Origin of the sequence: Aeromonas salmonicida (assembly GCF_028355655.1) — a bacterium.
In the GTDB taxonomy this organism is placed as follows: Bacteria; Pseudomonadota; Gammaproteobacteria; order Enterobacterales; family Aeromonadaceae; genus Aeromonas; species Aeromonas salmonicida.
This window is the reverse complement of record NZ_CP110645.1, coordinates 2,726,300-2,745,039: the sequence shown is the minus strand read 5'-3', so window position 1 is coordinate 2,745,039 and position 18,740 is coordinate 2,726,300. Positions and strand designations below refer to the sequence as shown.

Genomic DNA, 18,740 nt, shown 5'->3' with positions numbered 1-18,740 from the left:
AGATAGTGCATGTTCAAGTTTCCCCCCCTGAGCAGCAAGGTGCCTGTCCTGTTGCACGGTGCCGATTACAACCCTGATCAATGGCTCGATGATCCTGCCGTGCTGGCCAAAGACATAGAGATGATGAAGCAGACCAACAGCAACGTGATGTCGGTCGGCATCTTCAGCTGGTCGGGTCTGGAGCCCGAAGAGGGGCGTTATGAATTTGGATGGCTGGATCGAGTGCTCGATACGCTCTACGCCAACGGCATCTATACCTTCCTGGCCACCCCGAGCGGGGCACGTCCCGCCTGGTTGTCAAAGGCCTATCCCGAGGTGCTGCGCACCGACAAAAACCGGGTCAAGGCACTGCACGGTGGTCGCCACAATCACTGCATGAGCTCACCCGTCTATCGTGACAAGGTGCGCCAGATCAACGGTGCCCTGGCCAAACGCTACGCCAACCATCCCGGTGTCATCGCCTGGCACATCTCCAACGAATATGGTGGCGAGTGTCATTGCGAGTTGTGCCAGCATCAGTTCCGCGATTGGCTCAAAGCCCGTTACGGCACTCTGGATGCACTGAACAAGGCGTGGTGGAGTACCTTCTGGAGCCACACCTTCACCGATTGGCAGCAGATAGAGTCCCCATCGCCCATTGGCGAAAGCACCATCCATGGTCTGAATCTGGACTGGAAGCGCTTTAACACGGCCCAGGTCAGCGACTTCTGTGCCGCCGAAATAGCCCCCCTGAAGGCGGAAAACCCGGCACTGCCCGCGACGACCAACTTCATGGAGTACTTCTACGACTATGACTACTGGCAGCTGGCCAAGGTGATCGACTTCATCTCCTGGGACAGTTACCCCCTCTGGCACAATGCCGAGGATGATTGCACCCTGGCGGCATATACCGCCATGTACCATGACCTCATGCGCACCCTAAAAGGGGGGAAACCTTTCTATCTGATGGAGTCAACCCCCAGCCTGACCAATTGGCAGCCCATCAGCAAACTTAAAAAGCCGGGCATGCATATCCTCTCTTCCCTGCAGGCGGTGGCTCATGGCTCCGATTCGGTGCAGTACTTCCAGTGGCGAAAGAGCCGTGGCTCGGTGGAAAAATTCCATGGCGCCGTGGTCGATCATGTCGGCCATATCGATACCCGGGTTGGCCGCGAAGTGCAGGCGCTGGGAGAAACTCTGAGCAAGATCTCTGCCGTGGCCGGCAGCAAGGTGGAAGCCAGAGTCGCCATTATTTTTGACTGGGAGAGCCGCTGGGCCATGGACAACGCCCAGGGTCCCCGTAATGCCGGTCTCTTCTATGAGAAGACGGTGGCCGAGCACTATCGTGCCTTCTGGGAGCAGGGTGTCGCGGTGGATGTGATCAATGCAGATTGCGATCTGAGCCCTTATGCGCTGGTCATTGCCCCCATGCTCTATATGGTTCGCGACGGCTTTGCCGAACGGGTCGACGGTTTTGTCCAGGCGGGGGGGCGCTTCGTGACCACCTACTGGTCCGGCATCGTCAACGAGACGGATCTCTGTCATCTCGGCGGTTTCCCGGGGCCATTGCGGCCAGTGCTCGGGATATGGGCAGAAGAGATCGATAGTCTCTATGACCATGAGCGCAACGCTATCAGTGGCCTGCCGGACAATGAGCTGGGGCTGAAGGGACCCTATGAGGTGACCCAATTGTGCGATCTGATCCAGTTGGAAGGGGCGCGTGCTCTCGCCAGCTACGACAGCGACTTCTATGCCGGCCGCCCGGCGGTGACGGTCAACGACCATGGCAAAGGACAAGCCTATTACATCGCCTCGCGCAACGATCTGGCGTTCCAGCGTGACTTCTTCGGCAAGCTGATAGAAGAGCTGGGCTTGCCACGGGCCCTAGCCACCGAACTGCCGTCGGGGGTCACAGCCCAGCGCCGCACCGATGGTGAGCAGGAGTTTATCTTCCTGCAGAACTACACCTGTGAGGCTAGAGCGGTGTTGCTGCCATCTGCTTACACGGAGATGAGTACCGGCCAGCCTCTGACAGGGAAACTTGCCCTGGAGGCTTATGGCTGCCGTGTCTTGAGCCGTCCGGTTCAGTAAACCCCGAGCCCGTCTTGTAGACGGGTTCTTTTGATTATTTCCCGGTGCGTGAGCTGCGGGTAAAAAAGGGAGACAAGCATGGTATCCATGCACGATTTCAAGCGTCTGTTTGGTCTGGCACTGGGCTACAAATCGCAAAAAGGGCAGGAACCAGAGGCTGTGTCCGGGCTGGATGAAGAGGGGATCCGGCAACTGGTGGCGGCATTTGGTGGAAAAGAGAACATCGAGTCGTTTGATGCCTGTCTGACCCGGCTCAGGGTCAAGGTCAAGGCGCTCTCGCCGGTGAACAGCGAAGCGTTGCAGCAGTTGGGCGCCATCGGCGTCATCATCATAGGGCAGGAGGTGCAGGCCATCTTCGGCAAGCGTTCTGACAACCTGCGCCGGGATCTCGCAACCTGGTTTGAATAATGTGATCCGGCGCGATAGTGCTGGTCAGCGAGTCTGGCTACGCCTGATTGACTCGCCTGTTCTGCCGTATCTGGTCACTCGCCCATGACGAATTGATCTGTTATGGCTTGTCCTGGGCGCATAAACCACAACGCATTGCCAATTTCTCATCTCAATCATTGGACTGTACATGTCAGTAAATATGAAAAAGACCAAAATCGTCTGCACCATAGGTCCCAAGACCGAATCCAAAGAAATGCTGGCTAAAATGCTGGATGCCGGCATGAACGTCATGCGCCTGAACTTCTCCCACGGCGATTACGCCGAGCACGGTGGTCGTATCAACAACCTGCGCGCTGTCATGGCCGAAACCGGCAAGCACGCAGCTATCCTGCTCGACACCAAGGGTCCGGAAATCCGTACCATCAAGCTGGAAGGCGGCAACGACGTTGCCCTGGTCGCTGGCCAGACCTTCACCTTCACCACCGACCAGACCGTCATTGGCAACAAAGACAAAGTCGCTGTGACCTATGCCGGTTTCGCCAACGACCTGCGCGTCGGCAACCGCATCCTGGTGGATGACGGCCTGATCGGCATGGACGTGATCGAAATCACCGAGCGTGAAGTCATCTGTAAAGTGCTGAACAGCGGTGATCTGGGCGAGAACAAGGGCATCAACCTGCCGGGCGTCTCCATCAAGCTGCCGGCCCTGGCCGAGAAAGACAAGCACGACCTCATCTTCGGTTGCGAGCAAGGCGTTGATTTCGTTGCGGCTTCCTTCATTCGCAAGAAAGAAGACGTGCTGGAAATCCGTGAGCACCTGAGAGCCCACGGTGGCGAGAACATCCAGATCATCTCCAAGATCGAAAACCAGGAAGGCCTGGACAACTTCGACGAGATCCTGGCTGTCTCCGACGGCATCATGGTGGCACGTGGCGACATGGGCGTGGAAATTCCGGTTGAAGAAGTGATCTTCGCCCAGAAGATGATCATCACCAAGTGCAACAAGGCACGCAAAGTGGTTATCACCGCCACCCAGATGCTGGATTCCATGATCAAGAACCCGCGTCCGACCCGCGCCGAAGCTGGCGACGTGGCCAACGCCATTCTGGACGGTACCGATGCAGTCATGCTGTCCGGTGAGTCCGCCAAGGGCAAGTACCCGCTGGAAGCCGTGACCATCATGGCCACCATCTGCGAGCGTACCGATGCCGTTATGCCGTCCAACCTGTCTGCTGCCAACGACAGCAACAAGCTGCGCATCACCGAAGCCGTTTGTAAAGGCGCGGTCGAGACCTCCGAGAAGCTGGGCGCCCCGCTGATCGTGGTTGCCACCGAAGGCGGCAAATCTGCCAAGGCCATTCGCAAGTACTTCCCGCAAGCCTGGATCCTGACCATCACCACCAACAAGAAAACTGCAGCCCAACTGGTTCTGACCAAGGGTGTGGTGACTCATGTGGTTGACAGCATCGCCTCTACCGACGATTTCTATCGCATCGGCAAAGAAGCTGCGCTGGAAAGCGGCATGGGTCTGAAGGGTGACGTGGTCGTCATGGTCTCCGGTGCTCTGGTACCGAGCGGCACCACCAACACCGCCTCCGTTCACCTGCTCTGATCTGCGTTAAACCCATGGTGAAGAAGACGCCGGCCTCAAGCCGGTGTCTTCTCTATTGCCCTTCGACCGGAGGGTCAGTGAAGGGATTGACGTGCTCAGCGCTGGCGGGCTTTAAATCTGGGATTGCTCTTGCAGATCACGAACAGCTTGCCGCGGCGACGGACAATCTGGCAATCCGGGTGGCGTGACTTGGCTGATTTGAGGGAGGAGAGCACTTTCATGACTTGTCTTTTCCTTTGTTGAAGAATTGGCCGAAACGTTGACCAAAGCGGGCGACCTGGCCCTCCTTGCCGATCTGCTTCTGCTTGCCGGTATAGAAGGGGTGAGAGGCACTGGAGACATCCAGCGTCACATAGGGATAGGTATTGCCATCCTCCCACTGCTTGGTGCGGTCTGTCTTGAGGGTGGAACCCACCAGAAAATAGGTATTGGCGGTCAGATCGTGAAACAGGACCTGACGGTATTCGGGGTGAATGTTGGGGCGCATGATACTCGCTCTATGAATTGGTATGTTATCTTATAACAATTAAATCATGCTCCTGTTGAGAATGAATATCAACTATTTTTTAGGGCGCTATCAGGGTAGATGAAGGGGGCATGGAGCATAAAACGGGTGGGTATGAGCCGCCCGGGAGCAGGAAAACCGGTTATCTGCGACGTCACTGCAACTTTGATTGAAGGCCTGCTTGGGGAAGCAGATAATCCCTCCTTTACTTTTGATTTTTACTGTATAAAAATACAGTTATAAATCATGGAGACTTATCCTATGCGTCTGGAAATCATCATCGACAAGAAACATCAGATCCCCACCACTACCATGGAGGCGCTGCGTCAGGAGCTGCTCAAGCAGTTGGGCGAGAAGTTCCCCGACCTGCATGTGCGGGTCGCACCGGGCGGCGCCATGGCGATGACAGTCAGCCGTGCCAGCAAGGAAGACAAGGAGCTGGCGGAGGCCATGGTGCAGGAGGTGTGGGAGAACGCCGACAGCTGGATGCCGGAAAGCGCCGCCTCCTGAAGCCCGATGGCTACCGCGTGAGCGTAAATAAGGCTGGCCAGGCCTGAAACCGGATTATCGGATCAAATGAAACGCAGCCCTGGGCTGCGTTTTCTGTATCTGGCTATGTTACGCCTCGCACTGTTTAGCCTCTGCTGAAGACAGATGCGCTTACAATCCGGCCCACCGTTTGAGGCTGTTGACCTGCACTTTCTGGTCGGCCTGGGTTATCTCGCCATTGGCGCGAAGTGCCTTGATGGCGACAGGCAGGGCGGCGCGCACCTCGGCGGCCGTCATGCCAGCGTGCAGGGCAGGGTGATAGGCGAGCTTGAGCAGCACATAGTCGAGTCCGGTGGGGAAGCTGTCGATGCTGTTGTCATTGAAGATGGATGGGAACACCTTGTCAGAGTCATTGGGCAGCCCCATCACCTGGGTGAGCTCTTCCACCACACAGTCGAGAAAACGTCCCTTGGCGCGGCTGTAATCCACGGGAATGATGATGGTGGCGCGTGCTATCTCGTAACGGGCATTGATGGCAAAGTTGGCCATACAGAGCCCTTCCTTGAGCGCCGTCGTGATGGCCGCACCCTGGCCCATGGTCCGTTTGGCCCAGTTCGCCATCCGGGCACGTTCGGTCATGATGAGCGTGATGTTGGGTTTGTCGTTCACCAAGATGATAGGGTGGCCTATGATGCCAGCCAGATGCTGGCTCTGGATCTTGACCACTTCGGTTTGCAGCGGTTTGTCGCCAAACTCGTTGATGAGCTTGAGGCGGATGGGCTGTTGCCAGCGGGCAAATCGCACGTTCTGCTCCTCGCCATACTCCCGTTTCATGGCGACTTCAAAAAAACTGTCGATGAGATACGCATCGCTCTGCCAGCGCTCGGCGGCAGTGAGGGGCTGCGCCAGTAGCTGCGCCATCATGATCCACACTCCCGTCAGCCATCCCTTGAACATGACGGAACGGGGGCGCGGCAACGGGGGGCGGCGAAATGGGATCATGTTTCCTCCTTGAAACGGCTATCGATCAGCGAGCGGCACGCTCAAGGTCACGCCAGGTAAGCCAGAGCCTGAGATCAAACTCCAGTTGATGATAGTCCGGCTCCATGTGCTGACAGAGCTGGTAGAAGGCCTTGTTGTGATCCTTCTCTTTCAGGTGGGCCAGCTCGTGTACCACTATCATCTTCAAAAAGGCAGGAGGGGCCTCCTTGAACAGGGCGGCGATGCGGATCTCGTTCTTGGCCTTGAGTTTGTTGCCCTGCACCCGGCTGACGTAGGTGTGCAGACCGAGGGCATCCTTGATCACGTTGATCTTGCCGTCGAAGATCACCTTGGAAAGGGGCGCCGAGCTTTTGAGGTAGCGATTTTTCAACTCCATGGTGTAACCCAGCAATGCCTTGTCACTCTGGATCAGGTGACTGTCCGGGTAGCGTTTTTCCAGCATATCCCCAAGCTTGCCTGCCGCGATCAGCTGTTGTACCTGGGCCTTGAGCGGGTCTGGATAGCCCCCGAGATAGGTCAGTTCCACCATGGTTTGTCACTCGTCACATCAAAAAAGAGCGTCATTGTAGTCATCCCGCGTCGGCTTGGATAGAGCTTGCGCTTGCCCGAAACGGGTCGTGCGCCCAAACAAAAGGGCCGTCACTGCATGCAATGACGGCCCTTTTCGGCGATGGAGCGGGATCAGCGCCTGCGATAGAGACCCGGATCCACCTCTTCATACTGGCTCACCAGATATTGATAGAAGGCGAGACTGGATGGAGTGGTCGGTTTTTTCAGCTCGTCTGCAATCCGCTCCGGTTTGGCGATGATGAACTTGGGGCTCTGGCGCTTGATGTCGGCCAGCACCCGCTCACGCACATCGTAGGGAGGATTGACGTTGGCAAAGAAGAGGTAGGCCGACGCTGGTTGGCGATCGGTCCACAGATAGTATTGCGGCTGAATGCCATCGACCCAGATCTTGTCGGTCGGGCCGGTTTCGGCCTTGATCCGGTCGACCCGCACCTGGGCTGGCGGGTTGAACGGCTTGCCCTTCAGGCTGCCCTCCCAGGCGTTGTTGAGCAAAAGGGCCAGCATGGCCAGCGAGGCGAGCCAGGGGGTGGCACTGCGCACATCCCAGGCGCGCCACAGGGGCACCAAGATCAGCACGGGCAAGGCCCACAGCAGGCTGTTGCCGAGCACTTCCCGTACTCGTTCCAGCGACCACTCCTTGGTGCTCCAGCCATAACCGAGCTGCTGGGCCAGCAGCCAGCTGGCAGTCAGCACCACCAGCGAGATGCAGAGCAGACCGAGACCATCGGCCTGCTGTTCGCTGCGATCCAGCAGACAGGCGAGCGGCAGCAGGGCCAGCGGCAGATAGAGAACGTCGTAGTGATCAAACACATGGCCGGAGACAGAGTTGGCAATCAGGGTAAAGATCACGCCAAACAGGGTGGCGCACAGGGCGGGCAGATACCACTCCTGACGCCGGCCCATCATCAGGACGATGAAGGCGGGCAGCAGCATGATGAGGCCGGTGCGCAGCAGGCCGACGCTGCCCACATCCGGCGAGAAGCCTGTGCCGTAGCTGCCCTCGAAGAAGATGTCGAAAGCGTAATACTTGAATTCGGCCAGCAGGCTGTGGTGCTGGAAGTAGGCGAACAGGGGGCCGCCAATCAGGGTTAGACCCAGCAGGCTGGAAAAGAGCAGGGCGAGGGCGCAGCGCCACTGTTCGCGCAGGCACCAATGGCAGAACAGTACCAGATACCAGGCGCCCCAGAAGGCACCGTTGTTGGTGCGCATCCAGGCCACGATGGCAAAGGTCAGCGCCGCCACCAGGGCTGGGCCCCAGCTGAAGCGTTTGTCCAGCAGCATGGTGATGAAGGCCCACTGGGCGATGAGGGCCAGGTGGAATGTCCAGTCCTCTGTCATGTTGCCGTAGTAATAGCGAGTGCTGTAGAGCGCCAGCACTGCCAGCATGGTGCCGAGGCGGGCGCGCAGGGAGAGGCCAAGCTGAGCGAATGCCTGCCAGCTGGCCAGCAGACCGAGCCAGCAGAGCGCCCATTCCAGCAGCCAGATCCCGAAGAAACCGCCCATATGATAACCGAGCGCATCGAGGGCGAAGATCATGGGGCCCTTGATGTCGATCATGTCCCGGTAGAGCACGCCCCCCTCGCTCCACATCTTGCCCATCACCGCAAACAACGAGGCATCGAAACCGGGGGCCATGCCATGAAACAGCGGATTGCGCAGACAAAACAGCAATGCCAGCAGACCGGTGAGCAGGATGACTAGCGGCCTTAGGCCCGGATTGACACGAGGAGCGGTAAAACGGATGGCATGATTCATGGGTGACCTGTTCCTGCTGGGAAGTCTCGAAAGCGGGCCTATCTTGCCGAGCCTGACTGCGCTATGCAATGGGCGAGGGTAATGTGCTTGAAATAATTTGCAAAAGTGCCGCTTCCCGGCAAGAAAGCGGCACTTTTTCTGCCACAGGAAGGAGAAGCGGTAACGTGAGTCCCTTACCCGCTGACTCACGGCATGGCGTGAGGGCCGTGATACTCCACCAGCTCCGGCAGGGTTGCGAGCTCGGGCAGATAACGGGCCCAGCGGATGAAGGCATCCGCCAGCGTAATGCCGAGCTCCTGATTGTGCTGGGTCAGGGTGCGAGCCAACGCCGTGTAGCCCTCTTTGCCGGAGGCGGTATAGGCACTGGATACTCCCCGATAGATGGCGTCTGCCTCGACTGGCTGCCAGCAGCCTGGCGCGCTTTCCCACTCCAGACGGGTGATCCTGGCCCCCTTGGGACGATCAGCCTGATAACAGAAGCGCATCCCGGCTGTGTAGGGGAAGCTGCCGTTACCATTGCCCGTCACGCCGTTGTTGGTGGCGTTGTCGATGGCGCCTTCCAGCGCCTCAGCCAGCTCATGGCCATGCACCCGGTAGAGGGTGAGGGGGATGGCAAACGGGAGCAGGCGACCTGCAATGTCTGCTTCGCTCAAGGGGCCCGGCTCCAGGGAGCAGCGCACCCCTCCTGCGTTGTGCAGGGCGAAATCTACCTGACCAACCTGTTCGCGGGCACCGATCAGCATGGCGTGGGCCACCAGGGGGGCAACCTGGCTGCCGGCGGGCAGATTGGCATCGGGCAGGCGCTGATGATGGAGCGGCCTGGCGAGATGGGTCACGATGCGCTGGGTCATGGTCTCGAGCTCGGGCCGGTAGCGTTTGGCCAGATGCTGCTCGAGCTCGGGGGCCGGCTCGCAGAAGTACAGCCCGGCAGGGGGCTCTGAGGCAAACGGCCAGGGTTGCCAGGGCAACCATTCCAGTTGGCCTTGACTGCGACTCACACGTCCGCGGGCATCAAACTCCAGCTCGCATACCCCTAGGCAGAGCGCGCTGTGGGCGGCATGGAGGATAGCTACGTCGTTCACCATCAACGGATAACTGCCATCGCTCTCGAGCCCCAAGGGCGCGAGAGCCCCCAGTTGACTGTGGGTGTGGCCGCCAATGATGAGGCTCAGTTCCGGAAAGCGGGCAGCAAGGCGCTTGTCTTGCTCCAGTCCCAGGTGGCTAAGCAAAATAATGTGGTGGATGCCCGCAGCCTTGATCTCGCCGATCGCAGCGGTCAGGGTGTCATCGATTCCATGGAAGCGGGTATGGGGATCCGGATTGGCGATGGCGGCCATCTGCGGCAGCGTGATGCCAAGCAGTGCAAAGGGGACGCCGTCTATGATGCGTTTGTGCCAGGGACGGCTGGCATCATGAAGCATGGGCAGGCCCTGCAGGCGCAGCGGGGTATCGGCCGGCTCCTGGCTGCTGTCGAGGTTGGCGGCCAGCACGGGAAAATCGAGCTGGCGCAAAAATTCCACCAGAGGACCGTTGCCCAGATCGAACTCGTGATTGCCGATCACCATGGCATCGGGTCGCAACAGGCTCAGCAAGTCGGCATTGGCCCGTCCCTTGAAGCGGTTGAAATAGAGTGACCCCTGAAAGGTATCGCCACCGTGCAGGAACAGGCAGGTCTGGCCCGCCGCATCAGCCTGCTGGCGCAGGGCGGTGAGTCTGGTAAGAATGCGGGCATAGCCGCCACACGGGGTGCGCCATTCTGACTCGCCAACAGGGAAGAAGCGCATGGGGGCGCCATCGAAATGGGAGTGGCAGTCACTGAAATGGGCAAGTTGAACCGTAATACTCATCTCGGTCCTCCTTAGAGAAAAAGAGCACCGAGTCTACTCCAACCACGGGGGAAGATACTAGCCCGGCAGGACGCCGGGCTAGTAAGGGAAGAGAAGGACCAAGCGGGAGCCTGCTCAGGGAATCCCGTTGGTCCAACGCAGATCTCAGGCGGGAACCATGATCTGGGTGGCGAGGATCACCACCACCAGGCCGACGGCGACCGGTACCGAGGTGCGTTTGACCACCTCGAACGGGGAGAGGTTGCCCATGCCCGCACAGGCAACCACCACGCCGGAGACAGGCGAGATGGTGCGACCCAGGTTGGAGGCTTGCAGCATGGGGATGACCAGATAGGCGGGATTGACGCCGAGGCTGGTGGCCAGGTGCGGGATCAGCTCCACGAAGGCGTAGAAGGGAGCATTGCCGGATCCTGTGGTAAAGGCGGCCAGGGTGGTGATGACCACCAGTACCAGCATGATGACGATACCGCCGGTGCCAAAGCTCTGGGCCAGATCCAGGAGGTTCGCGATGAAGCCCAGTCCCATCAGACCCTGGGCAAACACACCGGCACCCACCAGCAGCATGACCACGCCGGCGAAGGCGTCAGCCATGCTGCGCCAGCATACCTGCAGACCCTCGAGCAGATCCTTGCCATTGCGTTTGCGCACCAGCTCCAGCAAGGCCGTCAGCACCAGACAGATGACGATGATGGTCACTATGTCGAGTTTGGGGCCCACTTTGCCGTCAAACAGCAGCACGCCGATGATGGGGGTAAACGGCAGTATGGCGTAGAAGCCGGGAGCATCCGTGATGAGATCGCTCGGTGCGACAGGCTCGTTGTGCTCGCCCGATTTCTGGTCCAGATAACGCTGCCAGAAGAAGTGGGCGACCGCCATGGCGGCGATGGCCACCAGCGAGATGGGCAGGGTCAGCTTGAAGGCAAAGTCGAGCAGCTCCATGTTGGCGGCCTGGGCGGCCATCACGACGTCACCCGAGGTGGGCGCCAGAATGATGGCGGCAGGAGAAGCACACACAGCGGCTGCGGCGCCACGGGAGATCCCCATGTTGACCATCAGCGGGAACAGGGTGGCCATCAATAGTACGCCCAGACCGGTGGCAGAGCTCACCGCCAGCGACATGGCACAGGCGACCAGATAGGCGGCCACCAGCAGTATGTAGGGGGATTTGATGATGCCGAGCGGCTTGCTGGCCAGCTTCACCAAAATGGTGTTGGCGCCGATGTGGCTCATGTAGCCGGCAAAACCGCACAGCACCATGATCAGCATGCCCAGGCCGCCGCCACGATCCACCAGCAGGAAGCGCACATATTCGAAGATATCGGTGGCGACATGGCCGGTGGAGGTGACGCTGGCGGGCAGCACCGTCTTGCCCATCAGGGCGGTAATGGTCAGCAGCAGCAAACCGCCGCTGAGCAGCACCCCGGTGGCCGAGTAGCCCTTGAAGATGTAGCGCCCCACGGTCAGGGTGACCAGGGTACCAATAAGGAGTTCCATCATAGAGTGAGTTCCTGAGTACGAAATGAAGGTGGATGCATTTCATGGGTTAACTTGGCGGTTAATCTGGTCAATTGCGGAAAGCATCAACAGAAAACTCGGCGATTATTATCTAATAAGGGGTAACTCACCATGATGTTGGTCATCACTTGTGATCTCGCTTGCAAATCAATGGGGACGCGGGGTTGCGACTTGTCTGGCTGGCACATAGTCTTTGTGACGGGAGTAGATGACTGCCGACGGGAACGCGGTTAATCTCTTGTTTCGTCTATTAATACGTTGATTATTAATTAAAATAACACTTCAGTCATCAACGAGGTCAAGGCAGCATAAATGGGCATGGTCAGCAAAGTTTTCATGGTGGCACTCTTGCTCCATGCTGCTACGGTCGGGGCCGAAACGTCGCATTATGCCGGCATCAAGGTGGAGCCGGATATCAAGGTGGATTTCCAGTTTTATCGGGTTTTTGGGCAGGATGTCGCCAGTGTGGCCCGGCAGATAGCAAAACAGGGGCCTGCCCAGGCCAGAGGCCATATCGGCATGGCCAGTTACCAACTTTCCTGGCAACTGCAGACCCGCCCCGGGGTGAGCCGCTGCGAGCTGGAACAGGTCAGGGTCATGACCCGCATCAAGGTGATGGTGCCGAACTGGATGGACAAGGCCAGAGCTTCCGCCGCCGAGCGGCAAAAGTGGGACGCGCTGGTGGGCGCCATGTTCGACTACGAGAGCCGCCACAAGGACATACTGCTGGAGAGCGTCAGCCTGCTTGGCATCAAGCTGGTACAACTGCCGGTGGCGCGCGATTGCGCCGCCTTGCAATATCAGGCCTGGCAGCAGGGGCAGGAGGTGCTTGCCAGCTCCCGTGAGCGCTTCACTCTGTTGCAGCAGCAGACCGATCATGGCCGCAAACTTGGGCTGGTCTGGCCCAAAGGCATCTAGCACATCGACATGCATGACAAGCGATAAAACGGGCTCCCATCGGGGAGCCCGTTTTTATTGTATTCAAGCCGTCAGCTGCACCAATGGGTTAATTGAGGGGCTTGCCCTTGAGCAGTTTGCGTATCCAGTAGCGGGCAGGATGAAGCGCTTCCAGCAGGTCGGTGGCCAGTGGCAAGGGAGCGCCGCAGATCTCGCTGGCGAGCAGTTCGCCGCACAGAGGCGCCGAGCACAGGCCCCGCGAACCGAGTGCCCCCAGCACGTAGAGGCCCGGATGAAGCGGCAGCGGCGCCGGGTTTTGTTGATCACGCTGAAGCCGGGCGTAGTGATCCGCCAACCCTGCCAACCTGACTACAGGCCCTGCTACCGGCAGGTGATCCCGGCTGGCGCAGCGCACGCCGACCCTGGCCTCATTGCTGCTTACATCCACCTCTGCTGGCCAGGCCTGGTCCGGCAGGCAGGCTTGCAGCCGTGCCTGGTTCTGAGCTTGTTCTTCTGCGCTGAATGCCTGTGTGCTCTGGTTGCGGCCATAGCTGGCGCCGATGCAGTGTTCTGCATCATGGGCTGGCGTGAGATAGCCATCGTAACAGAGCACCGTCTTGAGCTGGCTCAGGGTTGCGGTGGTCGGCACATGGCTCACCTGACCGCGCACCGGATAGAGCGGCAGCTCGGCAAAGGGGAGCAGGGCTGGCAACTGATGACCGGCAGCCACTACCAGATTGGGGGCCTGCCATTGACGAGCCTCACGACTTGCAACCAGCCAGCCATCCACTTGCTCATGAACAGCCGTGACTGGGCAATCGTACTCCACTTGCAGCAGACCGCTTGCCTGCGCCTCCTTTATTGCTGCGCGGGTGAGGTCGGCCGGACAGAGCCAGCCCCCCAACGGATAGCTGACCCCGGCATGACCCGAGGGCAGACCACATTCGTGTTCGGCTTCAACGGTCGTCAGCGGGCGCATCAACGCGGGCGGGAAGGGGCCCAGTTGCATCTTTGCCAGCTTGGCGGTGGATTTGTCGTCATAGCCAAGCTGCACTACACCGCATAAATCAAAGGCGATGGGATGGCGCTCGGCCAGGGTCAGCAGCCGTTGGCGTGCATAGCCGAAGGCCAGTGAATAAAAGCGTGACAAGGCATCGTGCTCGCCGTTGAGCAGGGGATAGAGTGCCCCCTGTCGATTGCCGGAGGCTCCGGTCGCCAGTTCATTGTCCTCGCAAAGCAGAGTGACCTTGCGGCCCCGCTCTACCAGAGAGAGCGCCGTCATGGCCGAGGCGATGCCGCCGCCGATGATCACTACCTCGCCGTCTCGCCCCGCCGGTCTGGCATACCAGGGGAGAATGGTGCGCTGTGGTTTCTTGTCTACCCGCTCGCCAGCCAGCATTGCCCACTTGCTGCCATGGCCCTTGACCTTCTTCATGGCAAAGCCGGCGGCAATCAGGCCACGACGTACGAAGCCGGCGCTGGTAAAGGTGGAGAGGGTTGCACCGGGACGAGCAAGGCGGGCCAGGCCGTCGAACAAGTCTTGCGTCCACATCTCGGGATTTTTTGCCGGTGCGAATCCATCCAGATACCAGGTATCCACCAGCCCCTGTTCACCATGAGGTACTTGCGGCAGCATCTCCTTGATGTCCCCCAGCCAGAGATCGAGTCGAATACGGCCGCCCGCAAAGTGCAGACGATGGCAGCCAGGGACGGGGAGTGGCCACTGTGCTATGAGTGCCTGGCTGAAGGGGGCAAGCTCGGGCCAGGCGGCCAGTGCCTTGCGAAGATCGTCACGGGTGAGGGGGAATTTTTCGAAACTGATGAAGTGCAGACGGGCGCCGTTGCCGGTTTGGGGTGCCTGTTCCAGGAAGGCTTTCATTGTCGCCAGAAAGTTAAGGCCTGTGCCGAAACCTGTTTCACCTATCACGAAACTGTCACTATTGTGGTGCGAAAATCGCGCTGGCAACCCATTTTGCTGCAAAAAGACGTAGCGGGTTTCACTTAGACCGTTATCATTGGAAAAGTACACATCCCCGAAGTCACTGGAGACTGGAGTTCCCGCTTCATTCCAGTCCAATCGGGCATGATGTAAGGATGTTTGACTCACGTTTCCCTCTGCTCGCGTCATAAGAACGTGGGCATTCTACGTGAAAGCAGACCAGTTTGGCAGCCGAAAGCGGGTAGACTTGGCGCCAGTTTTTCCAGACGAGATGAATTAATGAGAAGAGCAGTGATCACCGGTATCGGCGTCATCTCCAGTATCGGCAACAACAAGGAAGAAGTGCTGGCCTCCCTGAAAGCAGGTAAATCCGGCATCACCTATTCCGAGCAGTTCGAGCAGCACAACCTGCGCAGCCGTGTCTGGGGTAACATCAAACTCGAGCCGTCTGAACTGATCGACCGTAAAGTCATGCGTTTCATGGGTGACGCTGCGGCCTATGCCTATCTCTCCATGCAACAGGCCATTGATGATGCCGGTCTGCAGGAAGATCAGGTCTCCAACGAGCGTACCGGCCTGGTGGTCGGTTCCGGTGGTGCCTCCGGCAAGAACACCTCTGAGTCCTGCGATATCGCCCGTGAAAAAGGCGTCAAGCGGGTGGGTCCCTACATGGTGCCGCGTACCATGTCTTCCACCACCTCCGCTTGTCTGGCCACTCCGTTCAAGATCAAGGGTGTGAACTACTCCATCAGTTCCGCCTGTGCTACCTCTGCGCACTGCATCGGTCACGCCATGGAACTGATCCAGCTGGGCAAGCAGGATGTGGTCTTCGCCGGCGGCGGTGAAGAGCTGGATTGGTCTTCCACCATACAGTTCGACGCCATGGGCGCCCTGTCCACCAAGTACAACGACACCCCGGAAAAAGCATCCCGTACCTATGACGCCGACCGCGATGGTTTCGTCATCTCCGGTGGCGGCGGCATTCTGGTGGTCGAGGAGCTGGAACACGCCCTGGCCCGTGGTGCTCACATCTATGCCGAGCTGACCGGTTACGGTGCCACCTCCGATGGCTACGACATGGTTGCTCCGAGCGGTGAAGGCGCCGTGCGTTGCATGAAGATGGCGATGCAGGGTGTTGGCAAGGTGGATTACATCAACACCCACGGCACCTCTACCCCGGTCGGTGATACCAAGGAGCTGGAAGCCATCCAGACCCTGTTTGGCACCCAGGGCCCCAAGATCTCCGCCACCAAGGCGATGACTGGCCATGCGCTGGGCGCTGCCGGCGTGCACGAGGCTGTCTACTCCCTGCTGATGATGGAACATGGCTTTATCGCCCCCAGCATCAACATCGAGACTCTGGACGAGAAGGCCGAAGGTCTGCCCATAGTACGCGAGTACGAAGCGGCCGATCTCAATACCGTCATGTCCAACAGCTTCGGCTTTGGCGGTACCAACGCATCACTGGTATTCAGCAAGTTCAAGGCTTGATGAATTGATGATGTGAAAAAAGGCGCCGAAAGGCGCCTTTTTTATTGGCTGCGGGGTGACCCTCAAGCAGGATCGGGCAGGGGCCGCCGCATGTAAACGGCGCCTTCACCATATTCGTTCAGTGGTTTGGGTGTAGCGGCAGGGACAAAGCCCTGTTTGTGCCAGAAGCGAGCCGCGCCCTGTACCGCTACCAGACCCACATGTTCATAACCTTCCTCACAGGCAAAGGTAAGGGCGGTCTCCAGCAGCAGCTGGCCAACGCCCTTGCCGCGCGCCTGCTTTGAGACGGCCAGATCGTGCAGATAGAACTCGTCGTTTCCCGCCAGGGTCTGCATCCGTACCGACAGGGACGGTGGCTGGTGGGCTTGCCAGGGATGGCAGAGCAGGTAACCCAGCACCTTGCCCTGATATTCGGCCACCCAGCAGCAGTCGGGAGCCAGGTCGGCCTTGTTGCTCATGACCTCGAGGGGCTCAGGATCCAGCTGCTGATAGCACTCGTCCTGAATGGCCATGATAGTGGGCCAGTCGTTGGCCCTGGTGGTACGGATCGTGATCATAGTGAGAGGGCATCGCTGCCTGGGTACGCTGATTAATTAATGTGTGCGTTTGCCAGCCTATCAGAATGCGGCCAGGAACTGAACAATCATTTCCAAACGATGCCTTTGATGGCAAGCCTTTAGCGGGCAGCCTGCTTGCTGACGGTCAAGCGGTACCGGTAGCCGGGTTCAAACTGAAATCCTTCAATCTGTTGGTAGAAGAGGCTCCAGGCTTGCTGTTCATCGTTGCGAACCTGCATGCACTGCATGGGGCCGACACCGACGCAGTCAATCAGCTGGCTGTTGATGTAGAGCGTTTCCCCTTGTGACGGGGCGGGGGCGTTCTGGCAGGCGGTGAGCAGCAGGGCGGCACTGAGGAAGAGTGGTCTCATGATGGACTCCTTTTGATCGAAAAGGGGCATTAGAGCGGCAAATAAAAAGGCGGTCAATGACCGCCTTGGTAACAAACCATGTCGATTCAGGGCATCAGCGCTGATCGATAGGAGTGAATTCCCGCAGTGGTTGCCCTGTATAGAGCTGACGCGGACGACCGATTTTCTGATCAGGATCCGAGTGCATTTCGTTCCAGTGGGCAATCCAGCCTATGGTACGGGAGATGGCGAAGATCACGGTGAACATGGACATGGGGATGCCGATGGCCTTCATGATGATGCCGGAGTAGAAGTCCACGTTCGGGTAGAGCTTCTTCTCGATGAAGTAGGGGTCGGACAGCGCAATGCGTTCCAGCTCCATGGCCACTTCCAGCAGCGGATCCTTGATCTGCAGCTCTTCCAGCACTTCGTGACAGGTCTGACGCATCACCTGGGCACGGGGATCGTGGTTCTTGTAGACACGGTGACCGAAACCCATCAGACGGAAGGGATCGTTCTTGTCCTTGGCCTTGGCGATGTACTCGGGAATGCGTTCCACAGAGCCGATCTCTTCGAGCATCTTGAGGCAAGCTTCGTTGGCACCACCGTGGGCCGGCCCCCACAGGGAGGCGATCCCGGCGGCAATACAGGCAAACGGGTTGGCACCGGAGGAGCCGGCCAGACGCACTGTGGAGGTGGAGGCGTTTTGCTCGTGATCCGCATGCAGGGTAAAGATGCGGTCCATGGCGCGTTCGACGATGGGATTGACCTTGTACTCTTCGGTCGGTACACCAAACATCATGTGCAGGAAGTTGCCAGCATAGGAGAGGGCGTTACGCGGCTGCATGAACGGCTGACCGATGGAGTACTTGTAGCACATGGCGGCCAGGGTCGGCATCTTGGAGAGCAGACGGAAGGCACAGATCTCGCGATGCTCTTCATTGTTGATGTCGAGCGCATCGTGATAGAAGGCAGACAGCGCACTGACCACGCCGCACATGATGGCCATGGGGTGGGAGTCACGACGGAAGCCGCGGAAGAAGAAGGCGATCTGTTCGTGCACCATGGTATGGCGGGTGACCAGACGATCGAATTCCGTGTACTGTGCCTTGGTGGGCGCCTCGCCGTACAGCAGGATATAGCAGACTTCGAGGTAGCTGGCCTGGGTGGCCAACTGGGCGATGGGGTAACCACGGTGCAGCAAGACACCCTGATCTCCGTCGATATAGGTAATGGATGATTTACAAGCACCGGTTGCCATAAATCCGGGGTCAAAGGTGAAGTACCCTTGCGCGCCCAATTTTCTGACGTCAATCACGTCGGGTCCGACAGTCCCTGACAGGATCGGTAGTTCTACCGGGTCTTTACCGGGCAGATGTAGGGTGGCTATCTTATCAGCCATAGCACGTCTCCTTTGCTCTTTTATAATTGGTTCCAGCTCTACTTTATTACGAGTTTGATGACGCTGGCAAAGGTTCTGACCCGTACCAGGGCGGCTGGAGCGCCTTATTTGAAACAGAGTTCAGGGTCGTTGTCAATTTTGCTGGATGATCATTAATGATTTGTTAAATGAGTTGTGAGATCTGGTTTACGGTTTTGAGTTTTCTTTGTAGCTAATTGATTGTCATTGGTTAAGCCCGCCGATATACTGCGCCTCGTGGGTGATGGCTGTCGGTGTTTGAAACGCTTTCGCAAAGCCGGATGTGATATTGAAAATGTTATTTTTGGCTTTCCCGAGTTGTTTTGGTAAC

Annotated in this window: 16 protein-coding genes and 1 pseudogene; 6 read left to right on the top strand and 11 right to left on the bottom strand. The window is 58.5% G+C overall.

Annotation, left to right across the window (positions count from 1 at the left end; genetic code table 11):
• Nucleotides 1–9 precede the first annotated feature (9 nt).
• The 3 genes from ONZ54_RS12990 (at nt 10) to pykF (ending at nt 4,072) form a co-directional block, all read left to right on the top strand.
• Complete coding sequence (locus ONZ54_RS12990) at nt 10–2,070, top strand: beta-galactosidase (protein WP_271786361.1); 2,061 nt, start codon at nt 10–12, stop codon at nt 2,068–2,070.
• Nucleotides 2,071–2,148: 78 nt separating this feature from the next.
• Nucleotides 2,149–2,478 (top strand): PTS sugar transporter subunit IIB, encoded by a 330-nt coding sequence (locus ONZ54_RS12985; RefSeq protein ID WP_271786360.1) that lies wholly within the window; start codon nt 2,149–2,151, stop codon nt 2,476–2,478.
• Between the two features lie 181 nt (nt 2,479–2,659).
• Entirely contained in the window at nt 2,660–4,072 is a 1,413-nt protein-coding gene (pykF, locus tag ONZ54_RS12980; RefSeq protein WP_271786359.1) for a pyruvate kinase PykF, read from the top strand.
• Between the two features lie 95 nt (nt 4,073–4,167).
• Here the strand turns inward: pykF and ykgO are convergent, their stop codons facing one another.
• Both ykgO and ONZ54_RS12970 read right to left on the bottom strand, forming a co-directional pair.
• Nucleotides 4,168–4,293 (bottom strand): type B 50S ribosomal protein L36, encoded by a 126-nt coding sequence (gene ykgO, locus ONZ54_RS12975; protein WP_005300174.1) that lies wholly within the window; start codon nt 4,291–4,293, stop codon nt 4,168–4,170.
• Nucleotides 4,290–4,559 (bottom strand): type B 50S ribosomal protein L31, encoded by a 270-nt coding sequence (locus tag ONZ54_RS12970; RefSeq protein ID WP_005310870.1) that lies wholly within the window; start codon nt 4,557–4,559, stop codon nt 4,290–4,292. Before ONZ54_RS12970 ends, ykgO begins: the two co-directional genes overlap by 4 nt.
• A gap of 279 nt (nt 4,560–4,838) precedes the next feature.
• Between ONZ54_RS12970 and ONZ54_RS12965 the strand changes: the two genes are divergently transcribed.
• Complete coding sequence (locus ONZ54_RS12965) at nt 4,839–5,087, top strand: DinI family protein (RefSeq protein ID WP_212540954.1); 249 nt, start codon at nt 4,839–4,841, stop codon at nt 5,085–5,087.
• 150 nt (nt 5,088–5,237) lie between these two features.
• On the opposite strand, the gene ONZ54_RS12960 is transcribed toward ONZ54_RS12965, so the two are convergent.
• The 5 genes from ONZ54_RS12960 to dcuC form a co-directional block, all read right to left on the bottom strand.
• Nucleotides 5,238–6,068: a DUF2927 domain-containing protein gene (locus ONZ54_RS12960; protein ID WP_271786358.1), complete on the bottom strand. Its 831-nt coding sequence runs from the start codon at nt 6,066–6,068 to the stop codon at nt 5,238–5,240.
• A gap of 25 nt (nt 6,069–6,093) precedes the next feature.
• Entirely contained in the window at nt 6,094–6,597 is a 504-nt protein-coding gene (locus tag ONZ54_RS12955) for a M48 family metallopeptidase (RefSeq protein WP_271786357.1), read from the bottom strand.
• Nucleotides 6,598–6,749: 152 nt separating this feature from the next.
• The gene (locus ONZ54_RS12950) at nt 6,750–8,393 is read right to left on the bottom strand and encodes a hypothetical protein (protein ID WP_271786356.1); all 1,644 of its coding nucleotides are present in this window, start codon (nt 8,391–8,393) and stop codon (nt 6,750–6,752) included.
• 185 nt (nt 8,394–8,578) lie between these two features.
• Nucleotides 8,579–10,240 (bottom strand): bifunctional metallophosphatase/5'-nucleotidase, encoded by a 1,662-nt coding sequence (locus ONZ54_RS12945; protein WP_271786355.1) that lies wholly within the window; start codon nt 10,238–10,240, stop codon nt 8,579–8,581.
• Nucleotides 10,241–10,384: 144 nt separating this feature from the next.
• Nucleotides 10,385–11,737, bottom strand: coding sequence for an anaerobic C4-dicarboxylate transporter DcuC (gene dcuC / locus ONZ54_RS12940; protein ID WP_271786354.1), 1,353 nt, complete (start codon nt 11,735–11,737; stop codon nt 10,385–10,387).
• A 336-nt stretch (nt 11,738–12,073) separates the two neighbouring features.
• Between dcuC and ONZ54_RS12935 the strand changes: the two genes are divergently transcribed.
• A complete protein-coding gene (locus ONZ54_RS12935; protein ID WP_170321032.1) occupies nt 12,074–12,673 on the top strand; it encodes a DUF922 domain-containing Zn-dependent protease in 600 nt (199 codons plus the stop codon).
• 88 nt (nt 12,674–12,761) lie between these two features.
• Here the strand turns inward: ONZ54_RS12935 and mnmC are convergent, their stop codons facing one another.
• Nucleotides 12,762–14,780 carry a bifunctional tRNA (5-methylaminomethyl-2-thiouridine)(34)-methyltransferase MnmC2/FAD-dependent 5-carboxymethylaminomethyl-2-thiouridine(34) oxidoreductase MnmC1 gene (gene mnmC / locus ONZ54_RS12930; protein ID WP_271786353.1) on the bottom strand — a complete coding sequence of 673 codons (2,019 nt, stop codon included), beginning with the start codon at nt 14,778–14,780 and terminating at the stop codon, nt 12,762–12,764.
• A 90-nt stretch (nt 14,781–14,870) separates the two neighbouring features.
• Here mnmC and fabB point away from each other — a divergent pair, with 90 nt between their 5' ends.
• Nucleotides 14,871–16,082 (top strand): beta-ketoacyl-ACP synthase I, encoded by a 1,212-nt coding sequence (gene fabB, locus ONZ54_RS12925; RefSeq protein WP_058394627.1) that lies wholly within the window; start codon nt 14,871–14,873, stop codon nt 16,080–16,082.
• 62 nt (nt 16,083–16,144) lie between these two features.
• Here the strand turns inward: fabB and ONZ54_RS12920 are convergent, their stop codons facing one another.
• The 3 genes and pseudogenes from ONZ54_RS12920 to ONZ54_RS12910 form a co-directional block, all read right to left on the bottom strand.
• Nucleotides 16,145–16,639, bottom strand: coding sequence for a GNAT family N-acetyltransferase (locus ONZ54_RS12920; protein ID WP_271786352.1), 495 nt, complete (start codon nt 16,637–16,639; stop codon nt 16,145–16,147).
• A gap of 131 nt (nt 16,640–16,770) precedes the next feature.
• Nucleotides 16,771–17,010, bottom strand: a pseudogene (locus tag ONZ54_RS12915) (DUF4377 domain-containing protein); the annotation flags it as partial.
• A gap of 94 nt (nt 17,011–17,104) precedes the next feature.
• Nucleotides 17,105–18,391 carry a citrate synthase gene (locus ONZ54_RS12910; RefSeq protein WP_021140441.1) on the bottom strand — a complete coding sequence of 429 codons (1,287 nt, stop codon included), beginning with the start codon at nt 18,389–18,391 and terminating at the stop codon, nt 17,105–17,107.
• Nucleotides 18,392–18,740 lie beyond the last annotated feature (349 nt).